The sequence below is a fragment of the Saccharopolyspora mangrovi genome (assembly GCF_035320975.1).
Taxonomy (GTDB): domain Bacteria; phylum Actinomycetota; class Actinomycetes; order Mycobacteriales; family Pseudonocardiaceae; genus Saccharopolyspora; species Saccharopolyspora mangrovi.
The window spans coordinates 73,795-96,114 of sequence record NZ_JAWLNX010000024.1 but is presented as its reverse complement, the minus strand read 5'-3'; the positions used below and the strand labels follow the sequence as shown (position 1 = coordinate 96,114).

Sequence of the window (22,320 nt, the reverse complement as noted above, 5' to 3'; positions counted from 1 at the left end):
CGTCGGGGGCGTCACCGGGGACTACTGGTGCTCCACTAATGATCAAAAGTATCACTCGGCGTGATGATAGTGCGTCCGGCCGGTGAATTGGACCTTTCCGCCCAACGATGACTCCATTGAGCGGATGGACGACGCGGCCGTCGGCGCGCAACAGGGCCGCCCACCTCGGAAATCGAGGCGGGCGGCCCTGTCTCGCGGGACCTGTTAATTTTTGGTTGAAATCGAGAGGATTCGAACGCAAGTACCTGAACGGGTTACGTTCGGCCGGACCTCACGCGAAGGCGCTGAGGCCGGTGATGGACTTGCCGACGATGAGGGTGTTCATCTCCCGGGAACCCTCGAAGGAGTAGACCGCTTCGGCGTCGGCGAAGAACTTCGCGACCTCGTAGTCCAGAACGATTCCGTTGCCGCCGAACAGCTCCCGCGCCCAGGACACGACCTCGCGCATCTTGGTGGTGGTGAAGGCCTTGGCCAGCGCGGCCTGCTCGGCGCTCCCGGAACCCTGGGCGACCAGCTCGTTGAGCCGCACCACGATGCCGAACATGGCGGTGATGTTGCCCAGCATCTTGACCAGCAGGTCCTGGATCATCTGGAAGCCGCCGATCGGCTTGCCGAACTGCACGCGGTTGACGGCGTACTCGCGGGCCAGCTCGTAGGCGCGCACCGCCACGCCCAGCGCCTGCCACGCGACGCCGCCGCGGGTCATGGCCAGCACCTTCGCGGTGTCGCGGAAGCTGTTGACCTGCTGCAGCCGGTTGGCCTCCGGGACCCGCACGTCGGTGAGGGTGATGTCGGCGTTCTGCACCGTGCGCAGCGCGATCTTGCCCTCGATCTTGGTGGCGGTGAAGCCGGGGGCCCCCTTCTCCACCACGAAGCCCTTGACGTTGCCGTCGGCCTCGTCGCGGGCCCACACCACGATCAGGTCGGCGAAGGTGCCGTTGCCGATCCAGCGCTTGGCGCCGTTGAGCACCCACTCGTCGCCCTCCTTGCGGGCGGTGGTGCGCATGCCGCCGGCGACGTCGGAACCGCCCTCGGGCTCGGTCAGCGCGAACGCGCCGATCTGGTTCATCTCCACCATGTCCGGGATCCAGCGATCGCGTTGCTGCTGGTCACCGCCGTGGTAGATGCTGCCCATCGCGAGTCCGGTGTGGACGCCGGAGAACACCGCCAGGGACGGGTCGATCCGGTTGAGCTCCAGGCTCAGGAAGCCGGTGAACAGCGGGCTGCGCTGCGCGCCGTCGCCGTACTCGCCGAACTGGTAGCCGGCCAGCCGCAGCTTGGCGAACTTCTCGACGACCTCGAAGGGGAACTCCGCGGTGTCCCACGCGCGGTTGGCCAGCGGCTTGACCTCGCGCTCGAGGTACTCGCGGATCTCGACGAGCTCGTTGCGCTCGGACTCGCTGAGCAGGTCGGAGAAGCCGAAGAAGTCGGGGTTGGTGATTGCGGGCTTGGGCATCGTCGTTCCTCGTCAGTTCGTTGCGTCCGCGCCTGTTTCGATTCCGAACAGGGCGTTGTTGAGTGCGTTGTGCTTGCGGTCGCGGATGCGCGCGCGTTCGCGGTAGGCCTCCGGGCCCGCGCCGTAGGCGGCCTCGGTCTGCTCGACGATCGACGTGATGGTGGGCTCGTCGAGCTCCGGCCGACCCAGCTCGGCCCAGCGGTCGGCCATGCCCACGCCCAGGTGGGCCATCATGTGCCGGATGCCGCCGGGGCCGCCGCCGAGGTGGAAGCTCTCGAACGGGCCGATGGTCGCGTAGCGGCCGCCCAGCGACGCCTTCACCACGGTGTCGAGCTCCTCGGCGGAGACGACGCCCTGCTGCACCAGCGAGATCGACTCGCGCAGGATGGTGCTCTGCAGCCGGTTGGCGACGAAACCGTCGACCTCCTTGTGGATCCGCACCGGTGTCTTGCCCAGGTCGCGGTAGAAGGCGATGGCCTCCTGCACGACGGCCTCGGCAGTGGTGCCGGGCACGATCTCCACCAGCGGCACGACCTGCGGCGGGTTGAACGGGTGGGCGATCAGCAGCCGAGCGGCGACCTCCTCGGGCAGTTCGGCGGCGATCGCGGAGGCCACGATCCCGGAGCTGGAGGAGGCCAGGATCGCTTCGCCGGGCGCGTGCCGGGCGATCTCGGCGAACAGCTGCTGCTTGAACTCCAGGCGCTCCGGGCCGTTCTCCTGCACCAGCTGCGCGTTCTCCACCGCCTTGGCCAGGTCGTCGGTGGCGTCGATGCGGTTGCGCAGCTCGGCGACCTCGGCTCCCGGGATGCTCTCGGCGAGCATCGGCAGGGCGTCGTCGATGGCCTCGTCGAGGTCGTCGCGCGGGTCGGTGACCCGGACCTGCAGGCCCGCGTTGGCGAACAGCGCCGCCCAGGCCAGGCCGATGGTCCCGGCGCCCACCACCGCGACGTTCGTCCACTTCGGATTCATGACTGCTTCCTCCCCGCCAGGTAGTCGTGGACGGGTTCGACTCCCGACAGCGTGAGATCGGTGATGATGTGGCTGGCCGAGATGACCTCGCGCACCGGCAGGTCGGCCAGCGGCGCCAGCGCGTGCTCGAACAGCTGCAACCGCGCGGGTCCGGTGAAGGCCTGCTTGACGGTGATGTCGGTGATGCGGGTGCGCACCAGCTCGGCGATCCGCGGCCGGTGGTCGTAGCCCGGGACGAGCTTGAGCATGAACGTGGGCACGGTGATCTCGGCCTCGGCGGCGGCGAGATCCATCGGGAACCACTTGTAGCCCATCGTCGCGGTCGCGATCCGCTCCGAGCCGTAGTCCAGCGTCCCCACCAGCGCGGAGTTGTCGACCCGGAGCGCCGGTTCGCCCATCACCTTCGGGTAGGCGCTGGCCTCGCGGCCGGCGGCGGTGGCGGGGAAGTTGTTCAGGTACATCGCGTGCAGGTACTCGCCGCGCTCCTCGCCGAAGCGCACCGGGATCGCCTGCCCCGCCTCGACGTACGGGCCGAACGAGGTGACCTCGCCCATGTTCATGATCTCGAAGCGCACCAGCGGCTCGTCGAACTCCAGCGGTTCGGGAACGACCGCGCGCAGCGCCTCGGGGTCGGTGCGGTAGACGATGTTGAGGTACTCGCGGTCGGTGAACCGCGCGACCGCCGGTGCGTAGGCCGGGGCGCCCAGCGGGGTCGCCACGCGGCGCAGGATCTCTTCGCTGTTCACTGTCCCGTCCACTTCGGTGCGCGCTTCTCGGTGAACGCCCGGACGCCTTCGGCGAAGTCGGCGGACTCGGAGAGCCCGCGGATCTCGCGGCGCTGGGCGGCGAAGGCCTCCGGCTCGGGCAACCGGTCGGAGTGCCGGACGACCTGCTTGACCGCGGCCAGCGCCAGCGGCGCGTTGGCGGTCAGCTCCTCGGCCAGCTCGAGCGCGGCCTCCAGCGCACCGCCGTCGGCGGCGACCCGGTTGACCAGGCCCAGCTCGGCGGCGCGGTCGGAGCCGATGGTGCGGCCGGTCAGCAGCAGCTCCAGGGCCAGGTGGTGCGGGATCCGCTTGGGCAGCCGGATCGCTCCGCCGCCACCGGCGATCAGCCCGCGCTTGACCTCCGGCAGCGCGAACTTCGCGCCCGAGGCCGCGACCACCAGGTCGCAGGCCAGCGCCAGCTCGAACCCGCCGCCCATCGCGAAGCCCTCTACGGCGGCGATCAGCGGCTTGGCGTTGTCGAACTCGGTGATCCCGGCGAATCCGCGGTCACCGACGCTGGGGGACTCGCCGCGCGCGGCGGCCTTGAGGTCCATGCCGGCGCTGAAGGTGCCGGCCGCGCCGGTCAGCACGCCCACCCGCAGCTGGGGGTTGCCGTCGAGCTCGTCGACGGCGGCGGCGATGCCGTGCGCGACGTCGGCGTTGACCGCGTTGCGCGCCTCGGGCCGGTTGAAGGTGATGATCAGGACGTTGCCGCGCGTCTCGGTCTGCACGGCCGTGTTCGGAGTGCTCATGCCGCGTTCCCCTCGTGGTGCTCGTCGATCTCGGCGAAGACGTCGTCGGTGTCCTGGCCCGGGATCGGCGGGTGCAGCCGGATCGAGGCCGGGGTGGCCGAGAACTGCATCGGGACGCCCACCTGGCGGTAGGTGCCTTCGGTGGGGTGCTCGGCGACGTCGAGCAGGTGGCTTCCTGCACGTAGGAGTCGTCGGCGGCCTCGTCGAGCCGCAGGACCGGGCCGACCGGGATGCTGCACTCGGTGCAGACCTGGATCCACTCGGCGGTGGTCAGGTTCGGCGTCACCGCCTCCATCAGCTCGACCAGGGCGGTCCCGTGCTCGCGGGCGTCGATGTAGTCACCGCTCAGGCGCGGATCGGCGGCCAGGTCGGGGCGTCCGGCGGCGGTGAACAGGTCGCGGAAGTTCTCCGGCGAGTACGGCATGATCATCGCGTAGCCGTCCTTGGTGGGACGGGCGCGGTGTCCGGTGTTCATCGACAGCGGGAAGCCGGTCTCGGTCTGCGGTGGCTCGAAGATCCGGCCCTGCAGGTGCTCGACCAGGTTGAACGCCAGCATCGTGTCGGCCATCGGCACCTCGACGAGCTGGCCCTTGCCGGTCGCGCGCTGGTGGACCAGGGCGGCCAGCGCCGAGTAGACGATGGTCAGCGCGGCGACCTTGTCGGCGAAGATGCTCGGCAGCACCACGGGCTTGCCGATGTCGCCGGCGCGCTGGGCGAGGTCGAGCAGTCCGGAGGCGGCCTGCACGGTCTCGTCGTAGGCGGCGAGCTCGGCGCGGTCGGAGTCCGGGCGGAAGCCCTGGGCGTGGGTGTAGATCAGGTGCGGGTTGTCGGCGGCGAGGCTGTCGTGGTCCATGCCCAGCCTGCGCAGCGCGTTGATCCGCATGTTGGTGATCAGGATGTCGGCGGTGCCGATGAGGTCGCGGGCGCGCTGGGCGTCCGCTTCGTCCTTGAGGTTGAGCGCGACGCTGCGCTTGTTGCGGTTGACGTTCATCGCCAGCGGCGTCATGCCGGGGGTGCGGTGAATGTTGCCGAGCCGCGCGGTGTCCTTCGGCGACTCGATCTTGATCACGTCGGCGCCGAGATCACCGAGGATCTGGGCGGCGTACGGGCCCATGACCACGGTCGCCATGTCGATGACACGCACGCCGGCCAGCGGGCCGGAGGCGTTGTCGGCAGGGGTTGCCATCACCACTCCTTGTGCGTCGGGAAATTGTCCCGAATCGACTCATTTGCTTCGCTAACTACGTTAGGCCTGCAGTGGAGCGGTGTTCAATTGATCAGTGGAACCGTATCGCGAACAACGGCGTGACCACAGCGGTCACGCCGCGGTATCCGCCAATGTCCCTCGTGCGGCGGAGATGAGTTTCTGCAGCTCAGGCTGCTCTTGAGTGCGGTCCTGCCGCCAGATCAGGCCGGTTGCGAGATGGGGTGAGAAGTCCTGAATGGGGAGCACGGCGATGCTTTCGTCGCGCAGTTTCTGCATTCCGCTTTTCGGGTCCAGCATCGAAATCGCGAATGCTCCGCCGTTGGCGATGACCTCCGCCGTGCTGCTGTAGTCACCGGTGTCCAGCGTCATCCGGCGGTGGATCCCGGCGGCGCTCAGGCGCGCCTCCAGCTCGTCCCAGTAGTCCGGCAGCATCCGCGCCGACGGGCGCACGTAGGTCAGCCCGACCAGCTCGTGCAGCGACACCGCTTCGCGGCCGGCGAACTCCGCGGCCGGCAGCACCGCGCCCAGCGGCTCGCGCATCAGCTCGAAGACCTCGATCCCCTCGGCGTGCACCGGCAGGTGCACCAGGGCCATCGCCAGCTCACCGCGCTGCACGCCGAGCAGCAGCTCGCGGCTGCCGCCCGGCCAACGCTTGAGCTCGCAGACCTCGGCGCAGCGACGGGTGAACTCGGTCAGCCGCTCCCGCAACGTCGAGTGCAGGCCCGGCGGGACCCCGAGGTAGACGACCGGTCGTCGCCGCCCGATCGCTTCCCGCAGCCGCCACGGCACATCGTCGAACTTGCCGAGCGCCTCCCGCGCGATCGGCAGCAGCGCGGTCCCGGCCTCGGTCAGCTGCACGTGGTGCGAATCCTGCTCGAACAGCACCGTTCCGAGCTCGCGCTCCAGGTCCCGGATCCGCTGGCTCAACGGCGAGGTCGCCATGTGCAACGACCGCGCGGCACCGGAGAAGCTCAGCTTCTCCGCCACGGCCACGAAGTACCGAAGATGAAAGATCTCCATCGTTCAACAACATTACGCCGCCAGGCCCAACCCGCTACGCCACACCACCCACCCGGGTCCGCCCGCGACCAGGGAGAACCCGATTACCGCCGTATTCAGGACCCGGATTACCGCCGTAATCGGGTTCCTGAATACGGCGGTAATCGGGGAAACGCAGGTGCGGGAGGGAACCGTCAGCTGGTGATGTCCTTGCGGTTGAAGCGCCAGATGGCGAGGGTAGTGAAGACCGCGGCGTAGGCGAGGGCCGAGAAGCAGCCGGTGATCATCGACGACGGGTCGACGTCCTCGCTGAGCAGGTCCGAGTAGGCCGTGGAGAAGTGGGTGGGCAGGTAGTTGCGGAGGTCGCCCAGGGCGGAGATCTGGTCGATGATCTCCGAGAGGATGGAGATCAGGACCGCGCCGCCGACCGCGCCCAGCGGAGCATCGGTGTTGACGCTGAGGAACAAGGCCAGTCCGGCGATCCAGCTGAGGTGGATCGCGACGTAGAGCGTCGCGGCGCCCAGGCTCAGCACCCCGCGCGGGAACGTCAGGGCCTCACCGGTGGTGCTGATGAGGTCGCCGGTGCCGAACCAGAACACGCCCACCGCCAGCGCCACCCCGACCAGCAGGACGATGCCGAGCACCGACAGCAGCGCGGCGACCTTCGCCTTCTGCCGTAGCAGCCGGATCCGCGGAACCGGCGCGGCCAGCAGGTATTTCAGGCTCGACCAGGACGCCTCGCTGGCCACGGTGTCGCCGAAGAACAGCGCCACCACCACGACCAGCAGGAAACCGGTCGAGGCGAACAGCGTGAACACCGCGAAGTTCAGGCCGCTGGCGGTGGCCATGTCGGCGAAGGTCCGCCCGCCGCGCGAGTCGTCCTCGCCGAGCTCGAACGCCGCGAGCAGCAGCAGCGGCAGCAGCACCAGGAACGCCAGCGTGAGCCGGGTGCGGACCCGTCGCAGCTGGCGGGCCAGCTCCACCCGCATCGGCAGCGTGCGCTTGGCCGAGTAGCCCTCGACGGCGCCGTCGCCGTTCGGGACGCCGAGCTGCGGAGCGCGCACCAGCGCGGTCTCCTTCTCCGGCAGGGCCACCTCGGTGGAGGTGGGGGTTTCGTCGTCGCTCACCGCTGTTCCTCTCCGACGAGCTGCAGGAAGGCGTCCTCCAGGCGGCGCCGCGGTCCCACCTGATGCACCGAAACACCGGCTGCGACCAGCACGTTCACCGCCACCGCCGCCTTGTGGCCGGCGAGGTCGGCGTGCACCAGGTCGCCTTCGACCTCGACCAGGCCCAGCCCCTCGATGGTGCGCAGCGCCTCGGCGGCCTCCTGCGGGTCGTCGACCCGGAAGGTGGCCTCGCCGTTGACCGCCATGATGTCGCTGACGCTGCCCTCGGCGACCAGCTTGCCGCCCTGCATCACGACCACGTGCGTGCAGGTCTGCTCGACCTCGGCGAGCAGGTGGCTGGAGACCAGCACCGCGCGGCCGGTCGCGGCGTAGCGGCGCAGGATCTCGCGCATCTGGTGGATCTGCGGCGGGTCCAGCCCGTTGGTCGGCTCGTCGAGCACCAGCAGCTCCGGCAGCCCCAGCATCGCCTGCGCGATCGCCAGCCGCTGCTTCATCCCCTGGCTGTAGGTGCGCACCTTGCGCTTGGCGGAAGCCTCCAGACCGGCGATCTGCAGCACCTCGTCCAGGTGCGCCCGCAGCATCGGGCGGCCGGTCGCCGCCCAGTAGTGCCTCAGGTTGTCCAGACCCGACAGGTGCGGCAGGAAGCCCGGGGACTCCACCAGCGCACCCACCCGGGACAGCACCGGAGCGCCCGCGTGCAGCCGGTGCCCGAAGATCCGGACCTCACCGCGGGTGGGCCGCAGCAGCCCCAGCAGCATCCGCAGCGTGGTGGTCTTGCCCGCGCCGTTGGGCCCCAGCAGGCCGACGATCTGACCGCGATCGACCTGGATCGTCAGGTCGTCCACCGCGGCCTTCTTGCCCGGGTAGGACTTGGTCAGCCCGGAGATCACCAGCGGCGTCTCGGCCAGCCGCGGGTCCGGGTCGTCGTGGAACTTGCGGCGGATCACCGAAACGACCCACAGCAGCAGCGCCAGCGCGAACACCAGCCCGATGCCCACCAGCGGTGCCACCGGCACCGATCCGGCGCTGGAGGACGTCGCTCGCACCGACGGGATCGACACCGTGCCGTCGTCGGCCAGCGCCACCAGGTGCACCGACGGCTCCCTCGGCAGCGCGTAGGCCTGATCGGTGGTGGCCACCGCGAGCTCGATGCGGTGCCCGGTCTCGACCGGGTGCACGACACCGGGCAGCGCCACGTCGAACTGGACCGGAGAACCGTCCGGCGGCACGTCGGTGATGTGCAGCGGGGACACGGCGTTGCCGAGCAGCTGCCGCTGCCCGTCCGGGCCGACGTCGTAGAGCTTGGCGAACAGCACCGCGTCGGTCGGCTGCGGCTGCCCCGGAACCGAGGCGATCGCCAGCCGCGTGCGCGGCGTGCCCGAGATCAGCGTCTGCTCCTCCAGCGGTTGGGTGCGGAACACCGCCACCTGGCCGGGCAGGTCGCGGGCCAGGGACTGGCCGAGACTGCCCGCCGCGTCGAGCACCTGACCGGCGCCCGGCAGCGCGGTGGTGGCCGCTGGCGAACCGCCCGGCGGGTTGATCACCGGTGTGACCGGACCCTCCAGCGGGAGCGAGAAGCGCGGAGTCCGGGAGTCGCGCAGCCCCGGGTAGCTCGGCGCGGTCATGGTGCGCACCGGGATGTCGCCGTCGCGCTGCGGCCGCCCGGCGATGTCGAACTGGAAACCCGTGCCCGGGTCGGGCACCGGCGGCACACCGCCGAGGTGGAAGGCGAACCAGTCGGCGACCTGCGCGCGCACCTCGGGGCCGGGCGGGGCGCCGTCGTGGCCGCCGGCGAACCAGATGGTCTTGACCTCGCCGCCGGCGGCGGTGATCTGCCGCGCGTTGGCGTCGGCCTGGTCGAGGCCGAACAGCGTGTCGCGCTCGCCCTGCACCAGCAGCGTCGGCTGGGTGACCTTCGAGTTGTAGGCCTTGGGGGAGGACTTGGCCAGCAGGTCCAGCGTCTGCTGCCCGGCCCGGCCGTGCTGGGCCACCTCGGAGTAGGCCGCGCACACCGCGGGGATGAAGTTCCCGCAGGTCAACGGCGTCCCTGGCTTGGGAGCTCCGCCGGCGGAGAACAGCAGCCCGGTCCAGGCCTGCTTGAACACGCCGTCCGGGTTGAACGACCCGCCTGCCGGGGTGGCACCGCCGATGCGGACCTGGCTGGCGTTGTTGGGCAGCAGCGCCTGCCCGAGGTCGTTGTAGGTCATCACCGGCGAGATCGCGTCGACCCGCGGATCGGTCCCGGCCAGCATCAGCGCCAGCGCGCCGCCGTAGGAGGCGCCGGTGACGCCGACGCGCGGGTCGCCGTCGCGGTCGCGCAGCACCTCGGGCTGGCGGGCCATCCAGTCCAGCAGCTGCCGGGCGTCGGCGATCTCGTACTCGGGGGAGTTCAGCGCGATCTGCCCGGTGCTGCGGCCGAAACCGCGCGCCGAGTAGGTCAGCACCGTGAACCCGCGCCGGACGAGTTCGCGGGCCTGCTCGTCGGTGTCGGCCTTGCTGCCGCCGAAGCCGTGCGCCAGCAGGATCGCCGGCGCCGGGGTGTCGACGGGGGAGTGCAGGGTGACGTCGATCTGCACCCGCTCGGTCCCACCCGGGCCGTCGAGCACGTCGACCATCGCCTGCCTCGGCGCCGGTGGCTGCGCCGCCGGTTGCGGCGGCTGGACCTGACCGGACCACAGGAACGCCCCCAGCACCACTAAGAGGATGCAGGGCAGGGCGAGCAGGGCCAGACCGGTGCGGCGACGGGGAGAGGCGGACACGCCATTGACAGTAGGTGAACGGAGCGGCACCGGTTCCATCCAGACGCGGGGGGAAGGCAAGACGCTATGAACCAGAGACCAAAGCGCAATCGGACACCTCGTCGTGCCCGTGGTCGTGTGGTCTCCGCCGCATCCCCGCGTGCGGTGCCCGAGTGATCGAGCCCACGCGATGGTAGCGATCAACGACGGGAGCGCAACGCCTCCGGTTCGCCCAGTCCACACCGCTCGCATTGCCCCGTTCTGCGGTGCCACCTAGGTTCGATCCGTGACTTTCAGTGCGAGTGGTCACCCCGCCTGGTGCGATGACCCCGGCATACGTGACAATCTTGGCAAGTGGTGGAGGGGAGTATTCCTTCGCGACGGTGTCGTCATCACGGAACTTGCCTGGTCAAGCCCGGTGCCGTCGGCCGATAAAAAAGATCGGTGGAAGAGACCTCCGGTCCCGGACGTGTTCGCCCTGAACCGGAGGTGATTGATGGGTGCCGACCTGATGCTGCTCGCGGCCCCTGCGCAGCAGCCCGCAGTCGACACGATGCACGTGCACTGGTGGGTGTGGGCAGCCACGTTGGGCGGACTCGCCCTTCTGCTGCTGCTCGACCTGGTGATCGTCGACCGCAAACCGCACGAGGTGACCACCGGCGAGGCCGCGAAGTGGGTCACCTTCTACATCGGCTGCGCGATCTTGTTCGGCATCGGTGTCTGGATCTTCGGCGACCAGCACTTCGCCATCGAGTACTTCACCGGCTACATCACCGAGTACTCGCTGAGCGTGGACAACCTGTTCATCTTCATGGTGATCATGTCCAGCTTCGCGGTGCCGTCGATCCACCAGCACAAGGTGCTGCTGATCGGCATCCTGCTCGCGCTGCTGATGCGCGGCATCTTCATCGCCATCGGCGCGGCGCTGATCGCCCAGTTCGTGTGGGTGTTCTTCATCTTCGGCGCCTTCCTCATCTGGACCGCGGTGAGCATGGTCCGCAAGAAGGACGAGGAAGAGGAGTACAAGGAGAACGCGCTCGTCCGCTGGGTCCGCAAGGTGTTCCCGGTGACCGACGACTACCACGACGCCAAGTCGACGGTGAAGATCGACGGCAAGCGCTACCTGACGCCGATGTTCGTGGTCATCGTGGCCATCGGCAGCGCTGACCTGCTGTTCGCGGTCGACTCGATCCCGGCGATCTTCGGCATCACCCAGGACCCGTTCCTGGTGTTCACCGCCAACGCGTTCGCGCTGATGGGTCTGCGGCAGCTGTACTTCCTGCTCGGCGGTCTGGTGGACAAGCTGGTGTACCTGTCGGTCGGGCTGGCGGTCATCCTCGGCTTCATCGGCCTGAAGCTGATCCTGCACGCCTTCCACGAGTACCACCTGGTGCCGGAGTGGGCGGAGATCAACAACTGGATGTCGCTGGGCTTCATCGTGGTGACCCTGGCGATCACCACCTGGGCCAGCCTCGCCAAGTCCAAGCGGGACGCCGCCGAGGCCGAAGCGGAAGCCAACCAGGGCTGACACCGGCTCTCCAGAATCCCCTCCGGACCCGTCCGGAGGGGATTCTCGCGTTCCAGGGGCGAATACCGCGGTTTTCGCCCTGAACCCGGGCGCTCAGTCCAGGAGGGTGTAGCTGAGCTCTTGGCAGATCCGTCCCAGGGGGACGTCCAGGCCGGGGTGGCTCAGCGGGAGCAGGACGTCCGCGGAGTCCGGCAGGGCCGTGTCGGCCGGTGGGTCCCAGAGGCACACCGAAGGTTTGCCGGAGTCCATCGCGGAGCGGTACCAGAGCCCGTCGAGCTCCGGGTAGGACGCGCGGATGGCTCGCGCCCACGCCTGGGTGCGCGACTTCGGGCCGCTGCTGATGGCCTGCGAGGCACCGGCTCTGGTGGGCCAGAGGCCGGTGAGGTCCAGCAGCCGCAGCGTCCGGCGTGGACGGAACAGCACCAGGTGCGGGCTGCGGGTGCGGCGGTCCACTGTGGAGGTCGCCTGGTAGACCTCGGCGATGCAGGTCTGCACCGACAGCGAGAAGTACAGGACTCCGTGCTCGCGGGTGATCGTCGGCCCGCCCTGCGAGTTGGGCAGGTGCGGGTCGAACCGCGCGTGCGGCAGCGGACCGGCGTAGCGGAAGCTGTTCCACTGCTGCGGGTGGTTGCCGCCGGAGGTGAACACGCGCGCGAGCCTGGTGCCCGCGGGCACCGCGATCACGTCCTCTGTTCGGCGGAGGATCGCCTGCAGCGCTGCAGGAGCAGGCGGCTGGGGTAGCCGTGCCAATTGTGGTCCCAGGTGGTGGTCGCGGTGGGGCTGGTCAGGCGGGGGTGCCGATGGATGCGGCGAGGTCGGCGACCCGCTGCGGGTCCCCTCCGGCCAGCAGCCACTCCCGCGGACTCACCGGTCTTTCGTTGATCTCCAGATCTTCCTGGGGAGTGGTCATGAAGTTCGCCAGCACGAGCGCCGGCTGATCGGCCGGCATCCACGCGAGCACGACGTCGAGCCCGGGCAGCACGTCGGAGTCGCTGAACTGCCACGCGGGCAGCCGCCAGCCGCCGCGGTCCTTCCAGCCGATCAGGCGGCGTTCGCCGATGCGGTGGCGGATGCGGCTGGTGTCGACGCCGATGCGGGTGGCCGCCTGGCCGACCGACAGGGCGGTGTCGCGCAGCACGGTCTGCTCGGCGACGGTGCGCGCGCGGGGGTCGGACTCGCCCTCGCCCAGCGGGCTGAGGTCCAGGCCGACGCCGGTGAGGGCGTCGCGCTCCGCTTCGGTGAAGTGCGCGGCTGGGTCGACCTGTGGCGAGGTGAGCTTCTTGGCTGCGTCCTCGACGAGGTTGAGGAACTCGTTGGCCGTGACCTTCAAACCGGCCCGGGCCAACACGGTCTCCAGCGCGGCTGACATGTTTCCAGGATACCGCAGAGCGAACGAAATGCGTGCGCGAACGTGCGCGAAGCCACCGCGCGTAGCACTGCTGTTGCAGATGGTGACGGTGCGGCTGCTCTGACCGGATTCACCGAGGTGCGGCGTCCGAGTGCTCGATCGCCCGGCGGGTGGGGTGCGGCGACTGCGAGCAGTCGGCGAAATCGCCTCTTGACGCGAGCGCCGATCGATCGTTGACTGGCCGTACCGACTGGTCGGTCTCACTGTGGAGGTGGCGCGTTGGGCAGCGTGTACGACGAACGTCCGTGGCTGAAGCTCTACGAGGGCGATCTGCCCGTCGAGATCGAGCCCAGGCACGCCAACATGGTCGAGCTCTTCGCCGCCGCGGTCCGCGAGCACCCCGACGACATCGCGCTCACCTACTTCGACGCGCGGCTGACCTTCGCCGAGCTCGACGAGCTCAGCAACGGCCTGGCCTGCCACCTCGTGGACAGCGGCGTGGCCCGGGGCGACCGGATCGCCGTCTACCTGCAGAACGTCCCGCAGTTCGCCATCGCCGTGCTGGCCGGGTGGAAGGCCGGGGCCATCGTCGTCCCGCTCAACCCGATGTACCGGTCGCACGAGCTCACCAAGATCCTCGGCGACGCCCGGCCGACCGCCGTGATCTCCTCCGAGCAGGGCTGGCACGACGTCGTCGGCAGCGTGGCGGAGGCGCTGGAGATCGGCATCGCGATCACCACCAGCGAACTCGACCTGCAGACCAGGCACGACCAGCGGCTGTTCGCCAAGTCGCAGCGACGCCCGGCCGCGGGCTGCGTCGACCTGCTATCGGTGGCCCGCGCGCACTCGGGGAAGCGCCCGCCGGAGGTCTCGCCGTCCGCATCGGACATCGCGCTGCTGGTCTACACCTCGGGCACCAGCGGAGTCCCCAAGGGAGCCACCAACACCCACGGCAACATCGTGTTCAACGCCGAGGGCACCGCGCTGCGGCTGGACGGCGACATCGTCGGCGGGATCTTCGCGCTCGCACCGCTGTTCCACATCACCGGGCTGGTCGTGCAGTTCGCCGCCGCGCTGGCCGCCGGTCGCCAGCTCGACATGGCCTACCGGTTCGAACCGGGCGTCGTGCTCGACGCCCTCGCCGAGCACCGACCCGCGTTCATGGTCGGCCCGTCCACCGCCTACATGGCGCTGATGAACCGCCCCGAGGTCACCGCCGAGCACTTCGCCTCGCTGCAGATGGTGCACTCCGGCGGCGCCCCGCTGCCCTCGGCGGTGGTCGAGGCCTTCCGCGAGCGCTTCGGGCTCTACATCCGCAACGGCTACGGCCTCACCGAGACCAGCGCGACCGCCACCTCCGTCCCGCTCGGCAAGGAAGCCCCGGTCGACGCCGCCTCCGGCACCCTCGCCGTCGGTGTGCCCACCTACAACACCGTGCTGCGGGTGGTCGACGAGGACGGCTCCGACCTGCCCGTCGGCGAGGTCGGTGAGATCGTCATCGAGGGACCGATGGTGGTCCCGGCCTACTGGAACAAGCCGGAGGAGACCGAGGCCGCCATCCGGGGCGGCCGGTTGCACACCGGTGACGTGGGGTTCATGGACGAACAGGGCTGGTTCTACGTCGTGGACCGGAAGAAGGACATGATCAACGCCTCCGGCTTCAAGGTGTGGCCGAGGGAGGTCGAAGACGTCCTCTACGGGCACCCGGCCGTGCGCGAAGCCGCCGTCGTCGGCGTTCCCGACGCCTACCGCGGCGAGACGGTGAAGGCGTTCATCAGCCTCTCCCACGGCGCCAGCGTCACCGGCGAGGAGCTCGTCGAGCACTGCAAGCAGCAGCTCGCCGCCTACAAGTACCCGCGGAGCGTCGAAATCCTCGACGAACTCCCGAAGACCGCGACCGGCAAGATCCTGCGCAGGCAACTGCGCGACACGGCACGCGCCGGCGACTGACACGGAAGGAAGAAGCATTGAGCAAGCGTTTCGACGGTCGAGTGGCGATCGTGACCGGAGCCAGTCGCGGCATCGGGTTGGCCATCGCCGAGCGCCTGGTCGCCGAGGGCGCCAAGGTCACCATCACCGCGCGCAAGCCGGAACCGCTGGCCGAAGCCGTGGAGGGCCTCGGCAAGGACAACGCGCTGGGCATCGCGGGCAAGGCCGACGACCCCAAGCACCAGGCCGAGGCGGTCGCCAGGACGACGGAGGCCTTCGGCCGGGTCGACGTGCTGGTCAACAACACCGGCATCAACCCCGCCTACGGCCCGATGATCGACCTCGACCACGGCGTCGCGCAGAAGACCTTCCAGGTCAACGTGCTCGCCGCGCTGTCGTGGACCCAGCAGGTCTACCGGGCCGGGATGGCCGAGCACGGCGGTTCGGTGCTCAACGTGTCCTCGGTGGCCGGTCTCAACCCCGCGCCCGGCATCGGCTTCTACGGCGCCACCAAGGCGATGCTGGCGCACATGACCCAGGAGCTGGCCGTGGAGCTCGCCCCGAAGGTGCGGGTGAACGCGATCGCGCCGGCCGTGGTCAAGACCAAGTTCGCCACCGCCCTCTACGCCGACAACGAGGCCGAGGTCGCCGCCGGGTACCCGTTGGGGCGTCTGGGGATCCCCTCGGACATCTCCGGTGCGGCGGCGTTCCTGCTCTCCGAGGAGGCCGCCTGGATCACCGGTCAGATCCTGGTCCTCGACGGCGGTTCGACGCTGAAGGGCGGTATGTGAGGTGGACCTGACCGATTCGGTCGTGATCATCACCGGTGCCGGCAACGGCATCGGTGCCGCGATGGCCCGCAAGTTCGCGGCGCTCGGTGCGAGGACCGTGCTCGGCGACCTCGATTCGGACGCGGTGCGCGAGGTCGCCGGCGAGGTCGGCGGCATCGCCGTGCCCGGCGACGCCGCGAGCGAGCAGGGCGTGGCCGAGCTCGTCGACGCTGCGATGGCGGAGCACGGCCGGATCGACGTGTTCTGCGCCAACGCCGGCATCGGCCGCGACGGCGGCCCGGAGGCCGACGAGGACGCCTGGGCCGCGTCGTGGGAGGTCAACGTGATGTCCCACGTGCGCGCGGCCCGGGCGGTGCTGCCGCACTGGCTGGATGCGGGGAGGGGGCACTTCCTCGGTACCGCCTCGGCCGCCGGGCTGCTCACGATGCTGGGTTCTGCGCCGTACTCGGTGACCAAGCACGCCGCGGTCGCCTTCGCCGAGTACCTCAACATCACCTACGCGGACAAGGGCGTCACCGCTCAGGCGCTGTGCCCGCAGGGCGTGCGCACCCAGCTGCTGGCGGCCTCCGGCGAGACCGGGCAGCTGCTGATGGGCGCCAGCGCCATCGAGGCCACCGACGTCGCCGAGATGGTGGCGGAGAAACTGGGTGGTGAGGAGTTCCTGATCCTGCCGCACCCGGAGGTCGCCGACTACTACGCGTTGCGGGCGGCCAAGCCGGAGCGCTGGCAGGCGGGGATGCGCAAGCTGCAGCGCAAGGTCGAACAGCGGCCCGTCTAGGCTTGCGCGAGGGCATCGACGAGGGAGGAATGATGGCGCGGTCGGCAAACGCACGCACGTCCACCGATGCGGGGGCGGGCACGGAACCGGTTCCGCAGCGATTGCTGGCCGTAGCGACCCGGCTGTTCGCCGAGCAGGGTTTCGAAGCCACTTCGGTGCAGCAGATCGTCGATGCCGCGGGCGTCACCAAGGGCGCGATGTACCACTACTTCGGCTCCAAGGACGACCTGCTCTACGAGATCTACGCCCGGGTGCTGCGCGACCAGCAGGCGAGGCTGGACAGCGCGGCCGAGAGCGACTCCCCGGTCCAGGAACGGCTGCACGCGGCGGCCTCGGACGTCGTGGCCACCACGGCGGCCAACCTGGAGGACACGATCATCTTCTTCCGGTCGATGCACCTGCTGCACGCCGACAAGCAGGCCGAGGTGCGCGCCGAGCGCCGCCGCTACCACGAGCGGGTGCGCGGGCTGATCGAGGAGGGCCAGAAGACCGGGGTGTTCCGCACCGACAAGTCGGCGGACCTGGTGGTGGACTTCTTCTTCGGCGCCGTGCACCACCTCGGCACCTGGTTCCGGGAGGACGGCAAGCTGTCCGGGCAGGAGGTCGGTGAGCACTTCGCCGATCTCCTGCTGGACTCGCTGAGGCCGTAGTTTCCGTCCTGTTTCGTTCTCGCGCGCGGTCTTGTGGGGATCGGGTGCGGAGGGGTTGGCTGCCGCTGGCAACTCGTGCGGCCGACGGGAGTGACCTTTGAGCGAGACCGAAGCGGTGCGTTCGCGGCGCCTGGACCGCGTGCTCAACCTCATCGAGCGGATCGGCAACAAGCTCCCCGAACCGTTCATCCTGTTCGGGATCCTGTTCCTGGTGGTGGCCGTCGTCTCGACGGCGATCGCGGCGTTCGGCGTCACGGTCACCATCCCCGGTGCCGAGAAGGCCACGCCGATCCGCGGCGCCTTCACCGGTGAGGGACTGGAGTTCCTGTTCACGAAGATGGCGGAGAACTTCATCGGGTTCCCGCCGCTGGAAACGGTCGTCACGATCATGCTCGCGGTCGGCCTGGCCGAGCGCACCGGCATGCTGACCGCGCTGATCAGGTCGTCGTTCGGCAGCGCGCGCGGTTCGGTGCTGCCCTACGCGGTGGGCATGGTCGGGGTCAGCGCGAGCGTGATGGCCGACTCGGCGATGATCATCATCCCGCCGCTGGCGGCGCTGGTGTTCAAGGCCGCCGGTCGGCACCCGGTGGCCGGCCTGCTCGGCGGCTTCGCCGCGACCGGCGCCGGGTACTCGACGTCGATCCTGGTCACCAGCCTGGACGCGCTGTTCTCCGGGATCAGCAACAAGGTCGCCGAGACGCTGCCGAACCCCGGCACGCTGGTCACGCCGGTGTCGAACTACTACTTCAACATCGTCTCGGCGGTCCTGCTCGGGCTGCTGGCCGGGTTCCTCATCGACCGGCTCATCGAGCCGCGGCTGATCCGCAACGGCGTGCCCCGGGAAGCCGCGGACGGCGAGCAGGACACCGACCTCAGGGTGGCGCTGGAACCCGCCGAGCGCCGAGGCCTGGTGTGGGCCGGGGTGTCGTTCCTGGTGGCGACCGCGCTGGTGCTGCTTCTGGTGCTCTGGCCGAACTCACCGCTGGCCAACTCCGAGGGCGGTTTCCTGCCGGACTCACCGCTGATGGACTCGGTGACCACGCTGATCTTCCTCGGCTTCGCCGTCCCGGCGATCGCCTACGGCGCCAAGGCCGGGACGATCACCAAGGCCGCCGACGTGCCGAGGCTGATGGCGCTGGCGCTGCGCGAGCTCACCGGGTTCCTGGTGCTGGCGTTCATGCTCGGGCAGTTCATCGCGTTGTTCAACTGGACGAACCTCGGTTCGCTGGTGGCGGTTTCGGGCGCGGACCTGCTGCAGGCGATACACCTGGACGGCTACCCGGCGTTCCTCGGGTTCATGCTGCTGGCCTCGGTGCTGAACCTGTTCATCATCTCCGGGTCGAGCCTGTGGACGCTGATGGCCGCGGTGTTCGTGCCGATGTTCGCGCTGCTGGGCTTCGAGCCCGGTTTCGCGCAGGCGGCGTTCCGCGTCGGCGACTCCGCCACGCAGATCATGACGCCGCTGAACCCGTACATGATCATCATCCTGGGCTACCTGCGCCGCTACGAACCCAGCGCCGGCATCGGCACCCTGGTGGCCCGGATGGTGCCGTTCGTGGTCCCGTTCTGGCTGCTGTGGGCCCTGGTCATGACGGTCTTCTACTTCGCCGACCTCCCGCTGGGGCCGGGCATGGGCATCCACATCCGGCCGTGAAGCGAGAACGAGGTGGGGGACGTTTCCGCGGAAACGTCCCCCACCTCGAAAAGCGCTGCTAGAGCAGGACGCGGGAGAGGAACTCCGCGACGCAGGCGGGCTTGTCCGAACCCTCGATCTCGACCGTGGCCTTCACCTGGAGCTGGAGGCCGCCGTCGATCTCGGTGGCGTCGATGAGCTCGGTCGTCGAACGCACCCGGGAACCCACCGGGACCGGCGAGGGGAAGCGGACCTTGTTCAGCCCGTAGTTGATGCCCATCTTGACGTTGTCGACCCGGAAGGTCTCCGAGTTCAGCTTGGGCAGCAGGCTCAGCGTCAGGAAGCCGTGGGCGATCGGCCCGCCGAACGGTCCCTGCTCCGCCTTCTCGATGTCGACGTGGATCCACTGGTGGTCGTGGGTCGCGTCGGCGAAGGTGTTGACCTGCTCCTGGGTGATGGTCAGCCACTCGCTGGTGCCCAGCGTCTCGCCCTTGGCGGCCAGGATCTCTTCCTTGCTGGCGAAAACCTTCATGCGCTTCCTCCGGGAAGGTCGACGAGTTCGGCGATCCGGGCGCGGTGGGCCTCGGCGATGCCGAAGGTCAGCTGCGAGCTCTTCGCGCGCCCCAGGTAGAGGTGCGCGGGGTGTTCCCAGGTCATGCCGATGCCGCCGTGCAGCTGCAGGTGCTCCTCGGCGGCGCGGACCACCAGGTCGGAGATGTAGGCCTGGGCCATCGCCACCGCCAGCTCCGGCTCCTCGTCGGAGGCCAGCGCGTCGGAGGCGTTGCGGGACACCGCCCGAGCCATGCTGATCTTGGTCCACAGGTCGGCCAGCCGGTGCTTGATCGCCTGGAACGAGCCGATCTGCCTGCCGAACTGGTAGCGGGTCTTGCCGTACTCGACGGTGGTGTCCAGGCAGTGCTGGGCCAGGCCGACCTGCTCGGCGGCCAGCATCCCCGCCGCCGTGACCAGCGCCTGGCGCAGGACCCGCTCCGCCTCCGCACCCGAGGCGATGCGCTCGCCGGGGGTGCCGTCGAGCCCGAGCGCGCCGAAGCGGCGGGTCAGGTCCAGCGGCGTCGTCGGCGTGCGGGTCGCCGCCGCGGCCTCCACCAGGTACAGCGCAGAACCGTCGGTGTCGACGGCCGGAACCACCACGTGGTCGGCCACCTCCAGGTCCACCACGGCCGAGACCGTGCCGGTCAGCGCCGAGTTCTCGGCCTTCACCGACTGCGGGAACGGCGCGTGCGGGACCGTGGTCAGGCCGACCGCGAGCGTGCCCACCTTCGAACCGTCCACCAGCTGCGGCAGCACGGTCTTCTCCGCGCAGCCCGCCAGCGTCGCGGTGGCCAGCACGGTGCTCAGGAACGGGACCGGGGCCACGGCGCGACCGATCTCCTCGGCCACCACCGACAGCTCGCGCGCGGTCGCACCGGCACCGCCCAGCTCCTCCGGGACCAGCAGGCCCGCCAGCCCCATCTCACCGGCCAGCGAACGCCACAGGTCCAGGTCGTAGGGCTCGTCGGTCTCCACGCGGGCCAGGACGGCCGTCCAGTCGCAGCGGTCCCGCAGCACCCGGCGCACGCCGGAGCGCAGGTCCTCCTCGACCTCGGTGTAGAGCAGGTCCGTCATCGCGGCAGCTCCTTCCACGGCTTGTCCTTGTCGGTCCGGATCTCCGGCGGAAGCCCGAGGACCCGCTCGGCGATGACGTTGCGCAGGATCTCCGTGGTCCCGCCCTCGATCGTGTTGCCCTTGGCCCGCAGGTAGCGGAAACCGGGGCCGCGCTTGGTGAAGTCGGCGAACTCCGGCTGGCGGAACGTCCAGTCGTCGTAGGCCAGCCCCTCCTCGCCCAGCAGCTCCAGCTGGTAGCCGGTGAGCCGCTGGTTGAGCTCGGCGAAGGCCGACTTGATCGCCGACCCCTCCGGGCCGGGCTCCCCGACGGCCATCTGCTGGCGCAGCCGGATGCTGGTCAGCCGCACCGCCTCGGCCTCCACCCACAGCTCCAGCAGCCGGTCGTGCAGACCGGGCGTGCGCTTCTCCGGGTGTTCCCGCCACTGCTCGGCGGCGGCGCCGATCAGGCCGCTCTCGCGCGGGGGCGTGCGACCGCCGATGGCGACGCGCTCGTTCATCAGCGTGCCCAGCGCCACCGACCAGCCCTGGCCGACCTCGCCGAGCCGCTGCGAGTCGGGGATGCGCACCCCGCTCAGGAAGACCTCGTTGAACTCGGCCTCACCGGTGATCTGCCGCAGCGGGCGGACTTCGACGCCCGGTGCGGTCATGTCGCAGATGAAGTAGGTCAGGCCCTTGTGCTTGGGCTGGTCCGGGTCGGAGCGGGTCACCAGGATCGCCCAGCGAGCCTGGTGCGCCAGCGACGTCCACACCTTCTGCCCGTCCACGACCCACTCGTCGCCGTCGCGGACCGCCCGGGTGGACAGCGCCGCGAGGTCCGAGCCCGCGCCCGGCTCGCTGAACAGCTGGCACCAGATCTCCTCGCCGGTCCACAGCGGACGGAGGAAGCGCTCGTGCTGCTCGGCGTTGCCGAACCGCAGGATCGTCGGGGCGGCCATGCCCAAGCCGATGACGTTCAGGTGCGGGTTGTTGTCCGGTGCGCCCGCTTCGGCGAACGCGGCGTCGACGTCGGCCTGCAGCTCGCGGGCCGCACCCAGTCCGCCCAGTCCCTCCGGGAAGTGCACCCACGCCAGCCCGGCGTCGAACCGGGCGCGCAGGTACTCCAGCCGGTTGGTGCTCTTCGGGTCGTGCGCGGCCAGGAACTCCTCGACCCGTCCGCGCAGCTCGGTGGCGTCCACGGCGCTCATGCCTTCGGTCCGCCGGCCACGTAGATGACCTGACCGGAGACGAACCCGGAGCGCTCGTCGGCGAAGAAGGAGACCGTGTTGGCGATGTCCTCGGGCTTGCCGGCCCGCGCCACCGGGATCTGCGAGACCGCGGCGTTGGTGAAGTCCTCGAAGGACATGCCCACGCGCTCGGCCGTCGCCTTGGTCATGTCGGTGGCGATGAAGCCCGGGGCGATGGCGTTCGCGGTGATGCCGAACTTGCCCAGCTCGATCGCCAGCGTCTTGGTCAGGCCCTGCAGACCGGCCTTGGCGGTGGAGTAGTTGGCCTGGCCGCGGTTGCCCAGCGCCGAGGTCGACGACAGGTTGACGATGCGGCCCCACTTGGCCTCCACCATGTGCTTCTGCACCGCGCGGGCCATCAGGAACGAGCCGCGCAGGTGCACGTTCATCACGGTGTCCCAGTCGTCCTCGGACATCTTGAACAGCATGTTGTCGCGCAGCACACCGGCGTTGTTGACCAGCACCGTCGGGGAGCCGAGCTCGGCGGCGACCCGGTCGACGGCGCCCTGCACCTGCTCGGCGTCGGCGACGTCGGCCCCCACGGCCAGCGCCTTGCCGCCGCCGGCCTCGATCGCCGAAACCGTTTCGGCGCACTGCTTCTCGTCGAGGTCGATGACGCCGACGGCGAACCCGTCCTCGGCCAGCCTCTTGGCGGTGGCGGCGCCGATCCCGCGAGCGGCACCGGTGACGATCGCGACACGACTCTCAGTCATGGACAACTCCTCGCTGTGCTCTGCTTCCAGGTCCCCCGCCCCGGCGGAGCATCCGATTTCAACGGAAGTCGGGTTCCTGATTTCAGCGG

19 protein-coding genes and 1 pseudogene are annotated in these 22,320 nt (G+C 69.7%); 6 read left to right on the top strand and 14 right to left on the bottom strand.

The features are described from left to right. Positions 1 to 271: 271 nt before the first annotated feature. The 8 genes and pseudogenes from R4I43_RS27160 to R4I43_RS27125 all read right to left on the bottom strand — a co-directional run bounded on the left by R4I43_RS27160 (position 272) and on the right by R4I43_RS27125 (position 9,889). Complete coding sequence (locus tag R4I43_RS27160) at positions 272 to 1,456, bottom strand: acyl-CoA dehydrogenase family protein (RefSeq protein ID WP_324268528.1); 1,185 nt, start codon at positions 1,454 to 1,456, stop codon at positions 272 to 274. A 12-nt stretch (positions 1,457 to 1,468) separates the two neighbouring features. Beyond that, the gene (locus R4I43_RS27155; RefSeq protein ID WP_324268527.1) at positions 1,469 to 2,425 is read right to left on the bottom strand and encodes a 3-hydroxyacyl-CoA dehydrogenase NAD-binding domain-containing protein; all 957 of its coding nucleotides are present in this window, start codon (positions 2,423 to 2,425) and stop codon (positions 1,469 to 1,471) included. Further along, positions 2,422 to 3,171 (bottom strand): acetoacetate decarboxylase, encoded by a 750-nt coding sequence (locus R4I43_RS27150; protein ID WP_324268526.1) that lies wholly within the window; start codon positions 3,169 to 3,171, stop codon positions 2,422 to 2,424. The genes R4I43_RS27155 and R4I43_RS27150 overlap by 4 nt, the downstream gene beginning before the upstream one ends. Further along, the gene (locus tag R4I43_RS27145) at positions 3,168 to 3,941 is read right to left on the bottom strand and encodes a crotonase/enoyl-CoA hydratase family protein (RefSeq protein WP_324268525.1); all 774 of its coding nucleotides are present in this window, start codon (positions 3,939 to 3,941) and stop codon (positions 3,168 to 3,170) included. Before R4I43_RS27145 ends, R4I43_RS27150 begins: the two co-directional genes overlap by 4 nt. A gap of 142 nt (positions 3,942 to 4,083) precedes the next feature. Continuing rightward, positions 4,084 to 5,055: pseudogene (locus R4I43_RS27140) on the bottom strand (CaiB/BaiF CoA transferase family protein); the annotation flags it as partial. 204 nt (positions 5,056 to 5,259) lie between these two features. Next, complete coding sequence (locus R4I43_RS27135; RefSeq protein WP_324268524.1) at positions 5,260 to 6,168, bottom strand: LysR family transcriptional regulator; 909 nt, start codon at positions 6,166 to 6,168, stop codon at positions 5,260 to 5,262. Positions 6,169 to 6,341: 173 nt separating this feature from the next. Continuing rightward, the gene (locus R4I43_RS27130; protein ID WP_407691319.1) at positions 6,342 to 7,274 is read right to left on the bottom strand and encodes an ABC transporter permease; all 933 of its coding nucleotides are present in this window, start codon (positions 7,272 to 7,274) and stop codon (positions 6,342 to 6,344) included. Further along, positions 7,271 to 9,889 carry an alpha/beta fold hydrolase gene (locus R4I43_RS27125; RefSeq protein ID WP_407691321.1) on the bottom strand — a complete coding sequence of 873 codons (2,619 nt, stop codon included), beginning with the start codon at positions 9,887 to 9,889 and terminating at the stop codon, positions 7,271 to 7,273. The genes R4I43_RS27130 and R4I43_RS27125 overlap by 4 nt, the downstream gene beginning before the upstream one ends. A gap of 676 nt (positions 9,890 to 10,565) precedes the next feature. Between R4I43_RS27125 and R4I43_RS27120 the strand changes: the two genes are divergently transcribed. Next, complete coding sequence (locus R4I43_RS27120; RefSeq protein WP_324268541.1) at positions 10,566 to 11,540, top strand: TerC family protein; 975 nt, start codon at positions 10,566 to 10,568, stop codon at positions 11,538 to 11,540. Between the two features lie 93 nt (positions 11,541 to 11,633). Here the strand turns inward: R4I43_RS27120 and R4I43_RS27115 are convergent, their stop codons facing one another. Together R4I43_RS27115 and R4I43_RS27110 are read right to left on the bottom strand one after the other, a co-directional pair. Then, positions 11,634 to 12,290, bottom strand: coding sequence for an RES family NAD+ phosphorylase (locus tag R4I43_RS27115; RefSeq protein ID WP_324268522.1), 657 nt, complete (start codon positions 12,288 to 12,290; stop codon positions 11,634 to 11,636). 34 nt (positions 12,291 to 12,324) lie between these two features. Continuing rightward, the gene (locus R4I43_RS27110; RefSeq protein ID WP_324268521.1) at positions 12,325 to 12,909 is read right to left on the bottom strand and encodes a DNA-binding protein; all 585 of its coding nucleotides are present in this window, start codon (positions 12,907 to 12,909) and stop codon (positions 12,325 to 12,327) included. Between the two features lie 258 nt (positions 12,910 to 13,167). Between R4I43_RS27110 and R4I43_RS27105 the strand changes: the two genes are divergently transcribed. The 5 genes from R4I43_RS27105 to R4I43_RS27085 all read left to right on the top strand — a co-directional run bounded on the left by R4I43_RS27105 (position 13,168) and on the right by R4I43_RS27085 (position 18,690). Continuing rightward, complete coding sequence (locus R4I43_RS27105; RefSeq protein WP_324268520.1) at positions 13,168 to 14,838, top strand: AMP-binding protein; 1,671 nt, start codon at positions 13,168 to 13,170, stop codon at positions 14,836 to 14,838. Between the two features lie 17 nt (positions 14,839 to 14,855). Further along, positions 14,856 to 15,608: an SDR family oxidoreductase gene (locus tag R4I43_RS27100; RefSeq protein WP_324268519.1), complete on the top strand. Its 753-nt coding sequence runs from the start codon at positions 14,856 to 14,858 to the stop codon at positions 15,606 to 15,608. Position 15,609: 1 nt separating this feature from the next. Continuing rightward, entirely contained in the window at positions 15,610 to 16,386 is a 777-nt protein-coding gene (locus R4I43_RS27095) for an SDR family oxidoreductase (protein ID WP_324268518.1), read from the top strand. A gap of 32 nt (positions 16,387 to 16,418) precedes the next feature. Next, on the top strand, positions 16,419 to 17,036 hold the full coding sequence (locus tag R4I43_RS27090; protein ID WP_324268517.1) for a TetR/AcrR family transcriptional regulator: 618 nt from the start codon (positions 16,419 to 16,421) through the stop codon (positions 17,034 to 17,036). 97 nt (positions 17,037 to 17,133) lie between these two features. Then, entirely contained in the window at positions 17,134 to 18,690 is a 1,557-nt protein-coding gene (locus tag R4I43_RS27085; protein WP_324268516.1) for an AbgT family transporter, read from the top strand. Positions 18,691 to 18,748: 58 nt separating this feature from the next. Here R4I43_RS27085 and R4I43_RS27080 read toward each other — a convergent pair whose 3' ends face one another. From R4I43_RS27080 to fabG, 4 genes are read right to left on the bottom strand one after another with little or no spacing between them, the layout of a single operon-like run. Beyond that, the gene (locus R4I43_RS27080) at positions 18,749 to 19,201 is read right to left on the bottom strand and encodes a MaoC family dehydratase (RefSeq protein ID WP_324268515.1); all 453 of its coding nucleotides are present in this window, start codon (positions 19,199 to 19,201) and stop codon (positions 18,749 to 18,751) included. Beyond that, positions 19,198 to 20,295, bottom strand: coding sequence for an acyl-CoA dehydrogenase family protein (locus R4I43_RS27075; protein ID WP_324268514.1), 1,098 nt, complete (start codon positions 20,293 to 20,295; stop codon positions 19,198 to 19,200). Before R4I43_RS27075 ends, R4I43_RS27080 begins: the two co-directional genes overlap by 4 nt. After that, positions 20,292 to 21,479 (bottom strand): acyl-CoA dehydrogenase family protein, encoded by a 1,188-nt coding sequence (locus R4I43_RS27070; RefSeq protein ID WP_324268513.1) that lies wholly within the window; start codon positions 21,477 to 21,479, stop codon positions 20,292 to 20,294. Before R4I43_RS27070 ends, R4I43_RS27075 begins: the two co-directional genes overlap by 4 nt. After that, entirely contained in the window at positions 21,476 to 22,231 is a 756-nt protein-coding gene (gene fabG / locus R4I43_RS27065; RefSeq protein WP_324268512.1) for a 3-oxoacyl-ACP reductase FabG, read from the bottom strand. Before fabG ends, R4I43_RS27070 begins: the two co-directional genes overlap by 4 nt. Positions 22,232 to 22,320 lie beyond the last annotated feature (89 nt).